Origin of the sequence: Streptomyces sp. NPDC126497, from assembly GCF_040302425.1 — a bacterium.
Taxonomy (GTDB): Bacteria; Actinomycetota; Actinomycetes; order Streptomycetales; family Streptomycetaceae; genus Streptomyces.
This window is the reverse complement of the sequence record NZ_JBEORT010000003.1, coordinates 197,746-214,855: the sequence shown is the minus strand read 5'-3', so window position 1 is coordinate 214,855 and position 17,110 is coordinate 197,746. Positions and strand designations below refer to the sequence as shown.

General features: G+C 71.5%; 15 protein-coding genes. 8 read left to right on the top strand and 7 right to left on the bottom strand.

Features of this window, described 5'->3' with window-relative positions; genetic code table 11:
- On the bottom strand, nt 1–1,985 hold a 1,985-nt coding region (locus ABTY20_RS03440), incomplete at its 3' end, for a tetratricopeptide repeat protein (RefSeq protein ID WP_351995332.1).
- A gap of 65 nt (nt 1,986–2,050) precedes the next feature.
- Nucleotides 2,051–2,590 (bottom strand): hypothetical protein, encoded by a 540-nt coding sequence (locus ABTY20_RS03435; protein ID WP_351995331.1) that lies wholly within the window; start codon nt 2,588–2,590, stop codon nt 2,051–2,053.
- Nucleotides 2,591–2,623: 33 nt separating this feature from the next.
- Between ABTY20_RS03435 and ABTY20_RS03430 the strand changes: the two genes are divergently transcribed.
- Nucleotides 2,624–3,484, top strand: coding sequence for a 5'-methylthioadenosine/S-adenosylhomocysteine nucleosidase (locus tag ABTY20_RS03430; RefSeq protein ID WP_351995330.1), 861 nt, complete (start codon nt 2,624–2,626; stop codon nt 3,482–3,484).
- Nucleotides 3,485–3,617: 133 nt separating this feature from the next.
- Complete coding sequence (locus ABTY20_RS03425) at nt 3,618–5,561, top strand: tetratricopeptide repeat protein (RefSeq protein WP_351995351.1); 1,944 nt, start codon at nt 3,618–3,620, stop codon at nt 5,559–5,561.
- On the opposite strand, the gene ABTY20_RS03420 is transcribed toward ABTY20_RS03425, so the two are convergent.
- A complete protein-coding gene (locus ABTY20_RS03420; protein WP_351995329.1) occupies nt 5,550–6,071 on the bottom strand; it encodes an ATP-binding protein in 522 nt (173 codons plus the stop codon). The genes ABTY20_RS03425 and ABTY20_RS03420 overlap by 12 nt on opposite strands.
- A gap of 282 nt (nt 6,072–6,353) precedes the next feature.
- Here ABTY20_RS03420 and ABTY20_RS03415 point away from each other — a divergent pair, with 282 nt between their 5' ends.
- From ABTY20_RS03415 to ABTY20_RS03405, 3 genes are all read left to right on the top strand, one after another.
- Nucleotides 6,354–7,205 (top strand): helix-turn-helix domain-containing protein, encoded by an 852-nt coding sequence (locus tag ABTY20_RS03415; RefSeq protein ID WP_351995328.1) that lies wholly within the window; start codon nt 6,354–6,356, stop codon nt 7,203–7,205.
- A 16-nt stretch (nt 7,206–7,221) separates the two neighbouring features.
- Nucleotides 7,222–7,413, top strand: a complete 192-nt coding sequence (locus ABTY20_RS03410; RefSeq protein WP_351995327.1) for a hypothetical protein — start codon at nt 7,222–7,224, stop codon at nt 7,411–7,413.
- Nucleotides 7,414–7,621: 208 nt separating this feature from the next.
- Nucleotides 7,622–8,563, top strand: a complete 942-nt coding sequence (locus ABTY20_RS03405; protein WP_351995326.1) for a hypothetical protein — start codon at nt 7,622–7,624, stop codon at nt 8,561–8,563.
- Between the two features lie 132 nt (nt 8,564–8,695).
- On the opposite strand, the gene ABTY20_RS03400 is transcribed toward ABTY20_RS03405, so the two are convergent.
- The 3 genes from ABTY20_RS03400 to ABTY20_RS03390 are packed head-to-tail and all read right to left on the bottom strand — an operon-like array spanning nt 8,696 to nt 11,631.
- Nucleotides 8,696–9,472, bottom strand: coding sequence for an MBL fold metallo-hydrolase (locus tag ABTY20_RS03400; RefSeq protein WP_351995325.1), 777 nt, complete (start codon nt 9,470–9,472; stop codon nt 8,696–8,698).
- Nucleotides 9,450–10,745: a multidrug effflux MFS transporter gene (locus ABTY20_RS03395; protein ID WP_351995324.1), complete on the bottom strand. Its 1,296-nt coding sequence runs from the start codon at nt 10,743–10,745 to the stop codon at nt 9,450–9,452. Before ABTY20_RS03395 ends, ABTY20_RS03400 begins: the two co-directional genes overlap by 23 nt.
- 4 nt (nt 10,746–10,749) lie before the next feature.
- Nucleotides 10,750–11,631 carry an NAD(P)H-binding protein gene (locus tag ABTY20_RS03390; protein WP_351995323.1) on the bottom strand — a complete coding sequence of 294 codons (882 nt, stop codon included), beginning with the start codon at nt 11,629–11,631 and terminating at the stop codon, nt 10,750–10,752.
- A gap of 55 nt (nt 11,632–11,686) precedes the next feature.
- On the opposite strand from ABTY20_RS03390, the gene ABTY20_RS03385 reads away from it, so the two are divergent.
- The gene (locus tag ABTY20_RS03385; protein ID WP_351995322.1) at nt 11,687–12,133 is read left to right on the top strand and encodes an Rrf2 family transcriptional regulator; all 447 of its coding nucleotides are present in this window, start codon (nt 11,687–11,689) and stop codon (nt 12,131–12,133) included.
- Nucleotides 12,134–12,532: 399 nt separating this feature from the next.
- Here ABTY20_RS03385 and ABTY20_RS03380 read toward each other — a convergent pair whose 3' ends face one another.
- Nucleotides 12,533–13,558 carry an ATP-dependent 6-phosphofructokinase gene (locus tag ABTY20_RS03380; protein WP_351995321.1) on the bottom strand — a complete coding sequence of 342 codons (1,026 nt, stop codon included), beginning with the start codon at nt 13,556–13,558 and terminating at the stop codon, nt 12,533–12,535.
- Between the two features lie 199 nt (nt 13,559–13,757).
- Between ABTY20_RS03380 and pta the strand changes: the two genes are divergently transcribed.
- Together pta and ABTY20_RS03370 are read left to right on the top strand one after the other, a co-directional pair.
- Entirely contained in the window at nt 13,758–15,854 is a 2,097-nt protein-coding gene (gene pta / locus ABTY20_RS03375; protein WP_351995320.1) for a phosphate acetyltransferase, read from the top strand.
- Nucleotides 15,851–17,062, top strand: coding sequence for an acetate kinase (locus ABTY20_RS03370; protein WP_351995319.1), 1,212 nt, complete (start codon nt 15,851–15,853; stop codon nt 17,060–17,062). The genes pta and ABTY20_RS03370 overlap by 4 nt, the downstream gene beginning before the upstream one ends.
- The last annotated feature ends 48 nt before the right edge of the window (nt 17,063–17,110 follow it).

The following is a 17,110-nucleotide window of genomic DNA, read 5'->3' as shown; positions in this document are numbered from 1 at the left end:
GCCTCGTGGAGGCGGTCTCCGGCGGCCCGGTACAGGTCACGGGCCCGGTTGTGCGCGCCAATCGCCTCTTCCGCCCGGCCCACATCCCGCAGAGCAAGGCCGAGGTGGTCCCACGCCATGGCCTCGTGGAGGCGGTCTCCGGCGGCCCGGTACAGGTCACGGGCCCGGTTGTGCGCGCCAATCGCCTCTTCCGCCCGGCCCACATCCCGCAGAGCGATGCCGAGGTGGCTCCACGTCATGGCCTCGCCGCGCCGGTCCTCGACAAGCTGCGCGGCCTCCCGCGCCGCCTCCGCGACGGCGATCAAGTCATCGAAGTACCGCCGCCAGTACAGATACTCCCCCAGATACAAGGCCAGCCGCATCGCCGTGCCCGCGAACCGCTCCTCCTGCCCCCACCCCACCGCCGCGACCAGACCGGACCGCTCCGCGTCCAGCCACGCCAACGCCTGCCCCCGGTCCCCGAACCGCTCCGGCTCCGCCCTCCCCGGCAGCCACCGCAACCGGTCATCGGCCGCATACGCCCACTGCACGTAGAACCCCAGCACCCGCTTCCGCGCCGCCTCCCCCTCCTTCCGCAGCCCCGCATCCCCCACCACCGCACCCTCCCCGAACACCCGCACCAAGTCGTGCAACCGCCACCATCCGCGCCCACTCCCCCTCTCCACGAGGTGGGCACGGGACAGCGCCTTCAAAGCCCGCACCGGAGGCTCCTCGGCACCGACCAGCGCGGCGACGACCTCGTCGCTCACCTCGGGCCCCGGCGCGAGGGCGAGCAGGCGCAGCAGCCGAGCCTGCTCGGGCGGCAGTCGGCGGTAGGAGAGCTCGAAGGCGGCGCGGACGCTGCGCTCGCCGTCGTCGAGGTGGTCGAGCCGGTCACGGGACTCGGCCAGTTCCGTCACGAACTCGGTCACCGGCTTGTCCGGGTCCTCCGCCAGCAGGGCGGCCGCGATCTGCAGGGCCAGCGGGAGGTGCCCGCAGAGGCCGGCGAGCCGCTCTGCCGTGTCGGGGTCGTCGGCCACCCGGCTGTCGTCCGGGTCGGCGATACGCAGGGCACGGTCGAGGAGTTCGTACGCCTCCCTCGGGCCGAGCTGGTCCAGGGGAACGAGCCGCGCGCCCAACTGGGGCAGCCGGTCGCGCGACGTGACCAGGACGTGGTGCCGGGAGTCGCCCGGCAAGAGGGGTCGTACCTGGTCCGGCGAGGAGGCGTTGTCGGCCAGGACCAGCACCGCGCCGCGTTCGTCAGCCCGGGTGGCCAGCGTGGAGCGGTAGAGCGCCGTCCGCTCGTCCGTCGTGGTGGGGATGTGTTCCGGCGGGGTGCCGAGGGCGCGCAGCAGGGCTTGGAGGGCGCGGTCGGCGGTGACGGGCTTCCGGTCGTAACCGTGCAGGTCGACGAAGAGGACCCCGCCGGGGAACCAGCCCCGTTCACGGGCCAGGTGCGCGGTCTCGACGGCGAGCGCGGTCTTGCCGATGCCGCCGAGGCCGGACACGGCGGCGACGAGGGTCGCCGCCGCCCCGGCCGGCCGCGCCCCGGCCGGGTCCAGCGCGAGCAGCAGGTCCTCCGTCTCGCGCTCCCGGCCCGTGAACCCGCCGGGCCTCGGCGGCAGGCCGGCCATCGCCTCCGGGACGGCGGCCCCGCCCTGCTGGATCACGACCTGCACGCCGACCACCTCGCGCAGGAAGACCCCGCCGCGGAAGTCGGTGTGGTCGCCGTCGTACCAGGACGTCCCGCTTCCCGGCGCGGACCGCTCCATGGCCCGCGCGACGGCACCGGCGACGCCCCGCGGATCGGCGGCGAGCAGGTCGGCCACCGTCTCGCCCCACTCCCGCACGGCCTCCCGCCGGGCCGGACCCTCCGCCGCCTCGGCGATCTCCCGGGCGGACGCACCGGTGTCGAGCCCCACCGCCCGCGCCAGCCTCTCCACCGCCCGGCGGCCACCGTCCCCTCCCGCGCCCTCGGCCAGGGCCGCCAGCAGTGCCGCTTCCATGCGCCGTACTCGCCCCCGTCAAGAAATTACGACAGAGCGTCAAAGGTAGTACGGGGTATATGTGTTCATGCCGTTTTCGCGTACCGGACGATCTGTGAGCCGAGCCCCGCCACGGCGAGCGCCTCCAGCACCGACAGCGTGACCATCAGCCCGCCGCCGTCGCCGTTCACCCAGAACACGACCAGGGCGGCCAGCGGTACCGCGCAGAACGCCGTCAGGTCGATCACCATCTGAATGGCCTTGCGGGACCGGCGCCGGGTGTCGCTCCGGTGGTACGCCTCCCACCCGAACGTCGTGAAACCACCCCCGTGCGCCGCAAGGGCGGCCAGCCGGGGTCCCAGATCGTCCCGGACGTAGCGGCCGATGGCCGAGATCTTCTCGTCGTTGACGAGGTAGGTCCAGCCGAGGACGACGCACACCGGCGGCAGCGCCAGCAGCATCGAGGGCTGCTTCGCCTGGGCCGCTGCGGCGATGACGGCGGCCACGACGGCCAGCGTCACGTAGAGGAGGTTGTCCCGGAACCCGATCCTCGCCTTCTGCTCGTCCTTCACGGTCTGGTACTCGGCGAGCAGCAACTGCCCGACGGTGAGGTCCTGTTCCGCCACTCGATCCCCTTCCCCCGGTTGTAACTTATGACTATGCAGGAGACCCGGCCCGTTGTTCTGGTCCTGACCGCGCTTCCGCTCGAATACACCGCCGTCCGCGCGCACGTCGAGGAGCGGGAGGAACGGGTGCACCGTGACGGGACCCGGGTCGAGAAGGGCCGGCTCCCCGGCACCTCCTGGCACGTCGCCCTCGCCGAACTGGGCATGGGCACCGAGCGGGCCGCCGCCCTCGCCACCCAGCTCATCACCTGGCTACGTCCCGAGGCCGTGTTCTTCGTCGGTGTCGCCGGCAGCCTGAAGGACGACGTCGGGATCGGCGACGTCGTCGTGGGCACGAAGGTGTACGAGATCCACGGCGGCAAGCGGACGCCGGAGGGCTTCCTGGTCCGACCGAACGCCCTGCCGGGCTCGCACGCCCTCGACCAGGCGGCCCGTTCCGCCGTGCGGGACATGCCCGACGTACGGGCGCACTTCCTGCCGATCGCCACGGGCGACGTGGTCCTGGCGGACGCCGGGTCCGAGATCGCCCGCCACCTCCGCACGAACTACAACGACGCGGGCGCGATCGAGATGGAGGGCTCCGGCGCGCTCCATGCGGCCCACCTGAACGGCCAGGTGAACGCCCTGGTGATCCGGGGCATCAGCGACCGCGCCGACGCGGGGAAGCACAAGGCCGACGCCTCGGGTTCTCAGAAGCACGCCGCCGAGCAGGCCGCTGCGGTGACGGTGGCGGTGCTGCACAAGCACCGGCCCCGCGAGGGTTCCTCCGACTCCAAGGAGAGTCCCCATCGGCACGGAGACGGCGGAGCGACGTACGGCGGAGACCACATCGACTTCCGGGACGGCACCTTCCACGGCCCCGTCACCGGCAAACAGAGCGGAGGGCAGCGCTAAGGGGACCGTCCACGGCCCGGTCCCGCGAGCGACCACCACCCTCCCACCCCGCCCGCTGGGCTTCACCGGCCGATCGAAGGACCTGGACCGCCTGCTCCCGCACCTCTCCCCCGCCGAGGACGACACGGCCGCGCTGCCGCTCCTCATCTTCGCCGTCACGGGCATGGGTGGCGTCGGCAAAACCGCATTGGCTGTGGAGGCGGCGCACCAGGCCCATGCGCAGGGTTGGTTCCCAGGCGGAACGCTTTTCGTGGACCTGCGCGGGTACGACGAGGACCCGGTCACGGCTGATCAGGCGGTTCTGGCACTGCTCGACGCGCTGGGGGCGCGGGACGGAGACCTGCCACCGACAGCGGACCGCCAGTACGACGCATATCGCGCGCTCCTCGCCAATCGACAGGACCGGATGCTGCTGATCCTGGACAACGCCTCGGATCCCGCCCAGTACCTGTCACTTCTACCTGGCACGGACCACCACCGGGTGCTCATCACCTCCCGGGATCGCCCCGACGCCCTCCCGGTACGCCTGATCGACCTGGAAACACTTGCCCCGGACGACTCCGTCGCCCTTCTGACCCGTGCCCTGCACGACACCGACGAACGGGACGACCGCCCGGCGCGTGAGCCCGGGGCCCTGCGCGAGCTGGCCAATCTGTGCGGGCACCTGCCCCTGGCCCTCCAGATCGCAGCGGGCATGCTGCGGCGGCGCCGCCATCGGGACATCACCTCTCTGGTGGCCGAGATCCGGGAGGCCGGGGACGCAACCACCGCCCTCGACCATGGCACTCCGGGAACCGACCTGTACGGACGTTCACTCGTCCTGCGGCCTGTTCTGGAGACCTCCTATCGTCGGCTGCCGCCCGGCCAGGCCCGGCTGCTACGCCTGCTCTGCCTCTCGCCAAGCGCGGAGACCGGCACGGAGGCGATCGCCGCTCTTGCCGACCTCAGCACCGAGTCCGTGCTATCGCTGCTGGAGGACCTGGCCGCCAGATACCTCGTCACACCGGTTCGTGGCGGCAACGGGACGACTTCCGCCTTGCGATGGCGGTTGCATGACTTGGTGCGGGTGTTCGGCTCAGGTGTGGTGGCGGGGGACGCGGGGTTGCGGGAGGAAGGACAAGCGGCGCAGGAGCGGGTGCTGGAGTTCTACTGGCGATGGGCGCATGCGGCTGATGACAGGTTGCAGTGGCTGCCGGGAAAGCCTGTGCCGGAGCGGTTCGAGGAGCGGGGGCAAGCATTGACGTGGCTGGACGGTGAGCGGTCCGGTCTGGTGGCGGCGGTGGGGTGGGGGCGGGAGGAGCGGTTCGCGGGCACGGCGGTGCGGCTGGCCGAGTGTCTGGGGGAGTACCTGGACTGGCGGCGGCATTTCGACGACTGGATCGCCGTCGCGGAGGCTGCGCGAGAGGCCGCGCAGCTTGCCGGGGGGCGGCTGGACGAGGCTATGACATGGGGCGACCTCGGTATTGCTCTGCGGAAGACGGGCCGGGCGAGGGAGGCAATCGACGCCCATACCCGGGCCCGCGACCTGTACCAGGCTGCCGGAGACCGCCACAGCGAGGCCAGTGCGTGGAACAACCTCGGCAGCGCCCTGCGGGAAGTGGGCCGGGCGAGGGAGGCAATCGACGCCCATACCCGGGCCCGCGACCTGCTCCAGGCAGCCGGAGACCGCCACCGCGAGGCCATGGCGTGGAACAACCTCGGCATCGCCCTTGAGGAGGCAGGCCGGACGGAGGAGGCGATCGACGCCCACATCCGAGCCCGCGACCTGTACCAGGCTGCCGGAGACCGCCACCGCGAGGGTACGGCGTGGAACAACCTTGGCAGCGCCCTTGAGGAGGCAGGCCGGACAGAGGAGGCGATCGAGGCGTACGGCAAGGATCTGGAGATCTGCCGGGAGTTCGAGGACTGGTACGGCGAAGGGCAGACACTCAACAACTTGGCCCTCGCCTATGAGGCCGCCGATCGCCCCGCCGAGGCCCGCACCGCCTACCACCAGGCCGCCGACGCCTACACCCGGGCCAACGCTCCTACTGAGGCCGCGCAATCCCGTACCTGGGCCGCCGAACTACCGGAATGACTTCCCCCTCACCCCCGCATACCCCCGAGCCCCCCGCCAAGGCACCACCGCCCACATCCGCGTCCCACCCCCGGGCTCCCGCGCCTCCCCGAACCCCCACTCACCGTCGCACTCCCGCACCACGCACCCCAGCACCCGCAACGCCGCCCGCCGCCGCGCATCGCAGGCCGCGGCCAGCCGGGGGTGCTCGTGCCGCCGGTGCCCGTCGTAGAGCACCACCCGCAGCGCTCCCTCCCGGTACCGCAGCGACACGTACACCTCGCTCCCGGGTGTGAACCGGCAGGCGCAAGCGATGAGTTCCCCCACCACCTGTACCGCCGCGTCCGCCATGTCCTCCAGCCCGTGCCCTTGCAGCGCGGCCCGTGTCGCGACCCGCGCGATCCGCGAGCCGGCCGGCTCGGCGGGCAGCGTGAGGCTGTACGAGAGCGTGTCGGGTGAGGGCGGCGCGAAGTCCGCCCTTTCGGCGAACACAGGGCAGGCGAGGACGGCCCCAGTTGCGGACGCGGGCATGAGCAACTCCCTTGTTGACTGCGAATATGTGAAGACCGCCGAGACCCCGGCCAGTGGGGGCCTGTCTCCCTGACGCGGGCCCGTCCCTCCCAGGGAAGGAGGACGCGGGCAGGCTCGCGCGATGCACTTCCAACGGCGTCGGACCGTAAGCGGCTCATCACTGAATGTACGCCCCAATGTGACACACGTGCCACCAACTCATCCACATTGCCCACTTTGTATTGGACTCGTGCGACGCGCGCGGTGCAGACTGGCCCCACCAGTCATGGAGAAAGGGCACTGATGCCGACACGGCCCGCGCCGACGGAACGTCAGAGGCGGCTGGGCGCCGAGCTGCGCAGGATGCGCCTCGCTGCCGGGCGAACCACGGAGTACGCCGCCGGACTGCTGGGGTTGGACCGTACGAAGGTGTCCAACATGGAGTCGGGCGTCCGGGCCGTCTCACCGGAGCGGATCCGCCTGCTCGCCAGCAACTACGAGTGCGCGGACGAGCAATACGTCGAAGCTCTGGTCGCCATGGCCGACATGGGCAAGCGGGGCTGGTGGCAGCAGTACCGGGGAAGCCTCCCCCAAGGGCTACTGGACGTCGCCGAATTGGAGTGGTTCGCCACCCGGCTGCGGAGCTACCAGACCGTACATGTGCCGGGACTGCTGCAACTCGGCGAATACGCCCGTGCCGTCTTCGCCGCGGCGCTTCCGCCCCTGCCCGACTCCGAAGTCGAGCTCCGCGTCGTACAACGCCTGCGGCGTCAGCAGGTTCTGGATCGTGAGGGCCCGGTCGAGTACGTGGCGTACGTGCACGAGTGGGCCTTGCGGATGCAGTTCGGCGGGCGTCGCATCATGCGCGAGCAGCTGCACCACCTCTGTCAGGTCTCCGAGCGCGACAACGTCGAACTGCGCGTGCTCCCCGTCGAAGCCGGCGCCTTCCCCGGCGCCGGGCACGCCGTGCTCTACGCCTACGGCCCGGTTCCCCGGCTCGACACCGTCCAGCTGGATTCCGCCCACGGCGGCGAGTTCACTCACTCCGAGGCCCAACTCGCCAAATACCAGGCCCACATGGATTGGTGGCAGGGTCACACACTCACCCCCGAGGACTCGCGCGACCTCATCCACTCCATCGCCCGACAGCTCTGACCTCCGAGAGGACCCCATGCCCGACATCACCTGGGAAGACCCCTTCTGCGCCGAGGGCAACAACTGCTTCCGCATAGGCACCGACTTCCAGGGCAACGCCTACATCGCCGTCGCCGGCCAGGAGGACCACTACCTCACCGACACCCGCGAAGCCCTCCGCACCCTCATTCGCGACATCAAGTCCGGCAAGGCCGACCACCTCCTCTAGATGATCAGTTCCAAGGGTGTGACTGAGCGCTGCATCCGGCTGGCCGGGGGCTTGAATCGGCGGCTCGTCGTGCCCCAGCGGTTTTGTGTGCCCCCGTCGGCTGATTCTCACTCCTCCTGAGTGATGACATGGATGCGCCCGGTGGTTGACGCCCGTGGGGGCAGTGGTGAATAAGACTTGAACTCCGTCGCTTGAATGGGGAGTTCAAGTGGATCGATGGGATCGGGCTGGGCGGGTCGCGGCGTACGGGGCAGCACTGGCGCTGACGCCCTACCTGCTGATCAAGGTGTCGTGGGTGGTCGGTTCGCTCTTGGGGCTGCTGCCGGTCGGGACCGGATTCGGCAAGGCGGAGTGGGTGGTGCTCAACAGCGCCACGATCGGTATGGCAGGGATCGGGATCGCGGTGGCGCTCGCGCTGGTGCGGCCGTGGGGGATGCGCATACCGGCGGCGCCCCTGGCCTTCTGCGCTTGGGTGGGGACGGGGTTCCTCGTCCCGGTGCTGCCGTACGTCGTTCTCAGTTCGCTGCTGGGCTCGGAGGACGGCAATCCGAAGAGCGGGGGCGACGCCGGCCCGTCGATGCCGGTCTGGGAGGCCGCGCTGGTTCAGATCGGGTTCGTAGGTATGGGGCTGGGTCTGGCCATCGCGCTGCCCACGTACTTGCGGCGGCGCCGGCCGGACGCGTTCGCGGGTCGGCTCGGCGACCGTGGGGAAGGCTCGCCCAGGGCGCTGCCGTGGATGACGGTGGTCGGCGCCGCAGTCGGCCTCATCTGGCTGTACTGGGCGGTGGGCGGCACCGCAGGGGTCGCCCACCGCGGCGAGCGGGACCTCGCTTGGCATGTTTTGTCCGGCGTCTTCGGGCTCTGGGCGTTCGTGGCGTCCGCCGCCACCTGGGCTGCCGTCCGAGGCCGGCCCGCACGAGTCCCCCGATGGGGCCCGATGGTGTTCGGCTGGCTCGGCTCGGGCTCATTGTTCGCCTGGAGCGGCTGGAAGCTTCCGTTCACCCTGTACCTGGCAGTCGCGCAACCGGCCGATGCGGCCCTGCCGGAAAACCTCGCGCTCGCGGCGGTCCTGCACCTTGCAGCGGTGGGGGCGGGCGCCGCGATGCTGCGAGCGCTTCTTCATACGCGGCTGGTGCCAGCGAACTCGTAGCCGACCCGCCCAAGGCCTTTATGGGACGAACAACCTGGACACCCTCGCGACGGCACTGTATGCCCACCAGGACCTGGAACACGACGGGCACGTCGTGGCGAACCGTGACCGGACACCGCCGGCAGGCGGGGGTCAGTTGCCGAGCGGTACGACTTCGCCGTCGGTCACGAGGTGAGGTGTGATGCCCCGCTCATGGGCGGCACGGCCGAACCGTTCGGCTATGTCGGGCTGTTCGACGTACGCGGGAGGGTTGTCGAACAGTTCGTAGTGGATCGCGCAGGCCGCTGTGGCGCCGAGAGCCGCCGCGGCCTCCACCGCCTGTTCGGGCGTCAGGGTGACGGGTACGTTGGCCTCGTAGCCCTCGAACCTGGCGATCACGCCGTTGACGGGCAGGAACGCCACGTCGAACGGGCCGTGGTCACGGGCGATCTGCCACCAGTTGCCGTGCCACATGGTGTCCCCGCAGTGGATGATCCGGACCCCGGCCCCCTCCACGATCCACGCGACCTGATCGCAGTCGCTGCCGCGCCAGTCCAGCGACGCGACGGGGGTGACGGTCAGCCCGCCGATACGACGCGGTTCCCCCAGTTCCTGCGCCACGGCCGTGATGCCGTCCTCGGCCAGCGCCGCGGCGGTGGGAGAGTGGCAGCCGATGGTCCCCGAGACGGCCAGGCGCGCGATCAGCTCGCGGTCGTAGTGGTCGGGGTGCGCATGTGTGATGAGGGCGTGCGTTCCCGCCGGGACGTCGACGGGAGGCAGCGGGCGCCGGGGCTGACCCATGACGGGTGCGAGCGGAGCGGTGTTCTCGAGCGGGTCGATCAGCAGGACTGTGTCGCCCAGTCCGATCTCGACGCCCGCCCACCCGAGGCGGCGCAGGCGCAGGGTGTCAGTGACGGTGTCCGTGGTCATGGTGGACCTCCTCGTGCGGCCGGTCGCCGCTCGTGCGGATGGGGGATCCTGCCGTGCCGGCAGGAGTCACGGTGATGAGTACGGTCGAGGCCGCGAGCCCGAGGACGGCCATGACCGTGGCCATGGGTACGGCGCTGTGCGCGGTGGTGAGCCCTACGAGGGGCGCGGCGAGTCCGCCGAACAGGAACTGGCCGCAGCCGAGCAGTGCCGCCGCGGCGCCGGCGTTCGCTCCCCGGTGGCGCAGGGCCAGCGCGGGCGCGTTCGGCAGTACCAGTCCCACATGGGCGATCGCGACGAAGAGGGCCGCCAGGATCGGCCACAGTCCCAGGCCCGCGACCGCGAAGACCAGCAGGACGACACTCGCGACCGCCGTGCCGGTCACGCCGGCACGCAACAGCAGCCCCGCGCCGAGGCGCCCGACGAGCGATCCGCCGGCCGCCGCCGCGGCGACGAGCCCGAACGCGTTCACCGCGAACACCAGGCTGTACTGCTGGGGGCTGAGTCCGTACAGGTTCTGCAGGATGAACGGGGAGCCCGAGATGTAGGCGAACATCACGGCGAACGTCAGGGCGTTGGCGAGGACGGGGCCGGTCAGGGTACGGTCCCGCAACAGGCTGCCGTACACCGAGCCCGTCCCGCGCCACTCCCACCGCGGGCGCAGGCGCGGCGGACGGCTCTCCGGCAGCGCTCCCGCACAGGCGACGAGGACCAGGGCGCTGAACGCCGCGACGGTCACGAAGACCGCCCGCCAGCTCCACGCGTCGAGGATCCGCGCTCCCATCAGCGGAGCGAGCACCGGTGCCAGGCCGGTGACGAGGGTCAGCAGGGAGAAGTAGCGTGCCGCCGCCTTCCCCTCGTGCAGGTCGCTGACGTACGCGTAGGCGATCACCAGGGCGAAGGCGCCGCCGAGTCCCTGCACCCCGCGCAGCACGATGAGGAGCCAGACGTTCGGAGCGAGCGCGCACAGCCCTCCCGCCGCGGTGCAGAGGGTGAGCCCGAGCAGCAGCGGCCCACGCCGGCCCAGCGCGTCGCTGAGCGGACCGGCCAGGAGCTGCCCGGTCGCCAGACCCGCCAGACATGCCGTGACGGTGAGCTGGACCGCCCACGCCGGGCTGTGCAGGCTGTCGGCGAGCCGGGGCAGACCGGGTATGTAGGCGTCGACGGACAACGGCCCGAGAGCGGTGAGGGCCGCCAGGAGCACCAGCACGCAGATCCTGCGGACGGCCCTTCCTGCGCTGCCGGCCCGGGTGGCCACCGCGTTCTCCACGGTCATCGGGTCAGGGCTTCCGGGCCGCGCGCACCACGTCGGCGAAGGACCTCGGCTCGCGACCGGTCAGGTCGGCCACCGCGCTGCTGACGTGGGCGAGGAACCCGCCGCGCGTCGACGCGCCGAACGAGGTGAACAGTTCCGACACCGGGCCCGGCAGGCCGGCTTCCTCGAGTCCGATGGCGAACGCGTGGTCGTCGACGCCGACGAGTTCGACCTCGCGTCCGCCGAGCTCGCGCGCGAGGTCCGCCAGATCGCGGGCGGTGACCGCCGCCGGACCGGTGATGTCCAGGGCCCGGTTCTCGTACCCGCCCTGGGTGAGGACCGCCGCGGCCGCCGCCGCGCAGTCCTCCCGCGCGACGTACGCCGCCGCGCCGTCACCGCTGTTGGTCACCAGCCGGCCCGTGGCGATGGCCTGTTCGATGACGGGGATCTGCAGGTGCGCGTACAGGTTGTTGCGCAGCGCGGTCCATCGCAGCCCGCTCTCCCGCAGCGCCCGTTCCGTGCCGGCGTGGTCGGCGACCACCACGGCGGGATTGGCGGGCACCGGCTCGGGAACGGAGGTGTACACGATGTGCGCGACCCCCGCTTCGGCCGCCGCCGCGACGGCCGCCCGCTGCTGGTCGAGCCGGGAACCCACCGCGTCCGTGGAGATGATCAGGAGCCGTTCGACACCGGCGAACGCGGCCGCCGCGGTGCGCGGGTCGTCGAAATCGGCCTGCCGCACCCGCGCACCGCGGGTGGCGAGGTCGGCGAGGGCCTCCGGCGTACGCGTGGTCAGGACGACCTCACGCGGATCGACGGCCCGCAGCACCAGTTCGGCGGTGGCACGTCCGAGAGGGCCGGAAGCACCGGTGATGCCGATCATTGTTCCGCACCAATCTGTAGTCATCACAGTTACGATTAGAACTGTAGTCATGACGACTACGGAATGGCAAGATGGCCGTATGGCCCGCTCCACCAACACCCAGTTCGCCGTCGCCGTCCATGTGCTGACCTATCTGGCCGGCGTCACAGAGGGCCGCACCGTGAGCTCGGAGGAGCTCTCCGAGAGCACCAACGTCAACGCCGTCTACGTGCGCCGCGTGCTCGGCCCGCTGCGGGACGCGGGGCTGGTACGGTCACGGCCCGGCGTCCACGGGGGCTGGCAGCTCGCCGCGGACGCCGCGGAGATCCGGCTCGACCGCGTCTGGTCGTTGCTCCAGGGAACCGACCAGGTACTCGGCCGGCACGAGCCCGCCCCGACCTGTGCGGTGGGCCGCACCGTGCAGAAGAGTCTGGACACGCTCGACCGCACGGTCGCCGACGCGATGGCGGCCGAACTCGGGCACTTCACCGTCCGCGACATACTGAGAGGGCTGCCCGCTCCGACGCCTTCGCCGCAGGGCGAGTAGCCGCCTCCGCTCCGGGCGTCGGACGGCAGGACCCCTCGCCCCGCACGGCCGGGATCCTCCCGATCCCGTGCAGGACCGGGGCCGGCCGTTGACCGGTGTGCCGGACGAGCCGCCTTCGGCGCCGATGAGCGTCAGGTCCGACCGGCACCGCGCCGGGAGCCGTCCGGGGGTTCGCGCGGACGCGGCGGGCGGCTACCGCACTCGTATGTCGGTGCGCCACCGTCCCACTCGATCCGGTGTCGGATGCCCCTGCGCCTGATGACCTGTGAGAGCGTCTCGCCCCGCCGCCCCAGCTCACCCGGAGGCCCCGGGGCCCCTCGCGCACGGATCAGCCGACTCCGCTCACAGACGGCTGGAGGGCGGCGGGGACGAAGCACCCGCCGCCCTCCAGCACCCTTCCTAGAAGACCGACTCCGCCTCGTCCATCCGGCTCGTCGGGACCGTCTTCAGCTCGGTCACCGCCTCCGCCAGCGGCACCATCACGATGTCGGTGCCGCGCAGCGAGGTCATCTTGCCGAACTCGCCCCGGTGCGCCGCCTCCACCGCGTGCCAGCCGAAGCGGGTGGCGAGGACGCGGTCGTACGCCGTGGGCACACCGCCGCGCTGGACGTGGCCGAGGATGACCGGCTTGGACTCCTTGCCGAGCCGCCGCTCCAGCTCGTACGCCAGGGCCGTGCCGATGCCCTGGAAGCGCTCGTGGCCGAACTTGTCGATCTCGCCCTTGCCGTAGTCCATGGTGCCGTCGACCGGGTGCGCGCCCTCGGCGACGCAGATCACCGCGAACTTCTTGCCGCGGGAGAAGCGCTCCTCGACCATCTTGACCAGCTGGGCCGGGTCGAAGGGGCGCTCGGGCAGGCAGATGCCGTGGGCGCCGGCGGCCATGCCGGACTCCAGGGCGATCCAGCCCGCGTGCCGGCCCATGACCTCGACGACCATCACGCGCTGGTGGGACTCGGCGGTGGTCTTGAGGCGGTCCATCGCCTCCGTGGCGACGCCGACCGCCGTGTCGAAGCCGAAGGTGCGGTCGGTGGAGGAGATGTCGTTGTCGATGGTCTTCGGGACACCGACCACCGGCAGGCCCGCGTCGGAGAGCATGCGGGCCGCCGTGAGCGTGCCCTCGCCGCCGATCGGGATCAGCGCGTCGATGCCGAAGTCGCGGATCATGTCGGAGGCGTTCTCACAGGCCTCGCGGAGCCGGTCGCGCTCCAGCCGGGAGGAGCCCAGTATGGTGCCGCCGCGGGCCAGGATGCCGCTGACCGCGTTGAGGTCGAGCGGGCGGTAGCGGCCGTCCAGCAGACCCGAGTAGCCGTCCTCGAAGCCGATGACCTCGTCGCCGTAGTTGTCGACCGCCCGGTGCACGACCGACCGGATCACGGCGTTCAATCCAGGGCAGTCGCCGCCTGCGGTGAGCACTCCTATGCGCATCGTGCTGTGTCTCCTGGTCGCTGTCGATACCGGTGAGCCAGTCCCGATTGTTTCACGTCCCCCCGGGCTCCGCCGACGCGCTGCGGGCGGGCGTCCCAGTCGGCACCGGAGGTAGTGTCAAGAGTGATCCGTTCACCCCGGTGGACGGTTTCGTGGCCCGCCGATGCCTCTTGCGGCCCCGACGAAACGGAGAGCGCGCGTGACCCGCAGCGTGTACGTGACCGGTATCGACCGCGGCGACGGCCGTCAGGTCGTCGAGCTCGGGGTCATGGAGCTCCTGACCCGGCAGGTCGACCGGGTGGGCGTCTTCCGTCCCCTGGTGCACGACGGGCCCGACCGGCTCTTCGAACTGCTGCGGGCCCGCTACCGGCTCACCCAGGACCCGTCGACCGTCTACGGCCTGGACTACCACGAGGCGTCCGCCCTCCAGGCCGAGCAGGGCACCGACGAGCTGGTGTCCACCCTCGTCGACCGGTTCCACCGGGTCACCCGCGACTACGACGTGGTCCTGGTCCTGGGCACCGACTACGCCGACACCCAGTTCCCGGACGAACTGTCGCTGAACGCCCGCCTCGCCAACGAGTTCGGCGCCTCGGTGATCCCGGTGGTCGGCGGCCGCAGGCAGACCGCCGAGTCGGTGCGCGCCGAGACCCGCAACGCCTACCGCGCCTACGACACCCTGGGCTGCGACGTGCTCGCCGTGGTGGTCAACCGGGTCGCGGGCGAGGAGCGGGACGAGATCGCCGAGCGGCTCGCCACCCGGCTCCCGGTGCCCTGCTACGTGCTGCCGGACGAGCCGGCGCTGTCCGCCCCGACCGTCTCCCAGATCGTCCACGCCCTCGGCGCGAAGGTGGTGCTCGGCGACGACTCGGGGCTCGCCCGTGACGCCCTGGACTTCGTCTTCGGCGGCGCCATGCTGCCGAACCTCCTCGCCGCCCTGACCCCGGGCTGTCTGGTGGTCACCCCGGGCGACCGGGCCGACCTGGTGGTGGGCTCGCTGGCCGCGCACAGCGCCGGCACCCCGCCGATAGCCGGCGTGCTGCTGACCCTGGACGAGGTGCCCGGCGAGCGCATCCTCACCCTCGCCGACCGTCTCGCGCCCGGCACGCCGGTGCTCTCGGTGCCGAGCAACAGCTTCCCCACCGCCGAGCAGCTGTTCTCCCTGGAGGGGAAGCTGAACGCGGCCACCCCGCGCAAGGCGGAGCGGGCGCTCGGCCTGTTCGAGCGGTACACCGACACGGCCGAGCTCACCCGGCGGGTCTCCGCGCCCCGCAGCGACCGCGTCACCCCGATGATGTTCGAGCACAAGCTGCTGGAGCAGGCCCGCTCGGACCTGCGCCGGGTCGTCCTCCCCGAGGGCACCGAGGAGCGGGTGCTGCACGCGGCCGAGGTGCTGCTGCGCCGGGGCGTGTGCGAGCTGACCCTGCTCGGTGACGTCGAGCAGATCCGCAAGAAGGCCGCCGACCTGGGCATCGACCTCGGCGACACCCGGTTGATCGACCCGGCCACCTCCGAGCTGCGGGACTCCTTCGCCGAGAAGTACGCGGCCCTGCGCGCCCACCGGGGCGTCACCGTGGAGCTGGCCTACGACGTCGTCTCGGACGTCAACTACTTCGGCACGCTGATGGTGGAGGAGGGGCTCGCCGACGGCATGGTGTCCGGCTCGGTGCACTCCACGGCCGCGACCATCCGGCCGGCCTTCGAGATCATCAAGACCAAGCCGGACGCGGACATCGTCTCCTCGGTCTTCTTCATGTGCCTGGCCGACCGGGTGCTGGTCTACGGCGACTGCGCGGTCAACCCCGACCCGGACGCCGAGCAGCTCGCCGACATCGCCGTGCAGTCGGCGGTCACGGCCGCCCGGTTCGGGGTGGAGCCGCGGATCGCGATGCTGTCGTACTCGACCGGCACGTCCGGCTCCGGCGCCGACGTCGACAAGGTGCGCACCGCCACCGAGCTGGTGCGCTCGCGCCGGCCCGAGCTGCGGGTCGAGGGGCCGATCCAGTACGACGCGGCCGTGGAACCGTCGGTCGCGGCGACCAAGCTGCCGGGCTCGGAGGTGGCCGGTCAGGCGACCGTGCTGATCTTCCCCGACCTGAACACGGGCAACAACACCTACAAGGCCGTGCAGCGCTCGGCCGGCGCCATCGCCGTCGGGCCGGTGCTCCAGGGTCTGCGCAAGCCGGTCAACGACCTCTCCCGGGGCGCCCTGGTCCAGGACATCGTCAACACCGTCGCCATCACGGCGATCCAGGCCCAGTCCCCGGCCCCGAGCGAGAAGGCAGCCGCCCAGTGAGTCCGTCCCGTGTCCTCGTCCTCAACTCCGGCTCCTCGTCGGTGAAGTACCAGCTGCTGGACATGCGCGACGGCAGTCGGCTGGCCTCCGGTCTGGTCGAGCGGATCGGCGAGCGGACCTCCCTGGTGCGGCACGTCCCGCTCGCGGCGGGCGGGGAGGCCCGGGAGCGCACCGGGCAGGTCGCCGACCACGCCGCCGCACTGAAGGCGATGGCCGAGGAGCTGACGGCCGACGGTCTCGGCCTGGACTCCCCCGAGCTGGCCGCGATCGGCCACCGGGTGGTGCACGGCGGCAAGCACTTCACCGAGCCGACGGTGATCGACGAGCGGGTGCTGGCCGAGATCGAGCGGCTGATCCCGGTGGCGCCGCTGCACAACCCGGCCAACCTCACCGGCATCCGCACCGCCATGGCGCTGCGCCCCGACCTGCCGCAGGTCGCCGTCTTCGACACCGCCTTCCACACCACGATGCCGGAGTCCGCGGCCCGCTACGCGATCGACGTCGAGACCGCCGACGCGCACCGCATCCGCCGCTACGGCTTCCACGGCACCTCGCACGCGTACGTGTCGCGGGAGACCGCGAGGCTGCTGGGGAAGGCGCCCGAGGAGGTGAACGTCATCGTGCTGCACCTGGGCAACGGGGCGTCCGCCTCGGCCGTGCGGGGCGGACGCTGCGTGGACACCTCGATGGGGCTGACGCCCTTGGAGGGGCTGGTGATGGGTACGCGGTCGGGAGACATGGACCCGGCCGTCATCTTCCATTTGATGCGCGTCGGCGGAATGTCCGCCGACGAGATCGACGCTCTGCTGAACAAGAGGAGCGGTCTGGTCGGGCTGTGCGGTGACAACGACATGAGGGAGATCCGGCGCCGGATCGACGCGGGCGACGAACGGGCGAAGCTCGCGTTCGACCTCTACATTCACCGTCTGAAGAAGTACATCGGCGCCTATTACGCCGTTCTCGGACGGGTGGACGCGGTGGTCTTCACCGCCGGGGTCGGGGAGAACGCCGCTCCGGTGCGGGAGGCGGCCGTGGCGGGCCTGGAGGGGATGGGCCTGGCGGTCGACGCCGGGCGCAACGCCGGGCGCGGCGGCGGACCGCGGCTGATCTCGCCCGAGGGCGCGCGGGTCGCGGTCGCGGTGGTGCCGACGGACGAGGAAAGGGAGATCGCCCAGCAGACATACGCACTGGTCGGAAAGCACAACTGAGCAGGTACTTCCTCATGTGTATTTCCCGCCGGACGGAATATTCCGCTG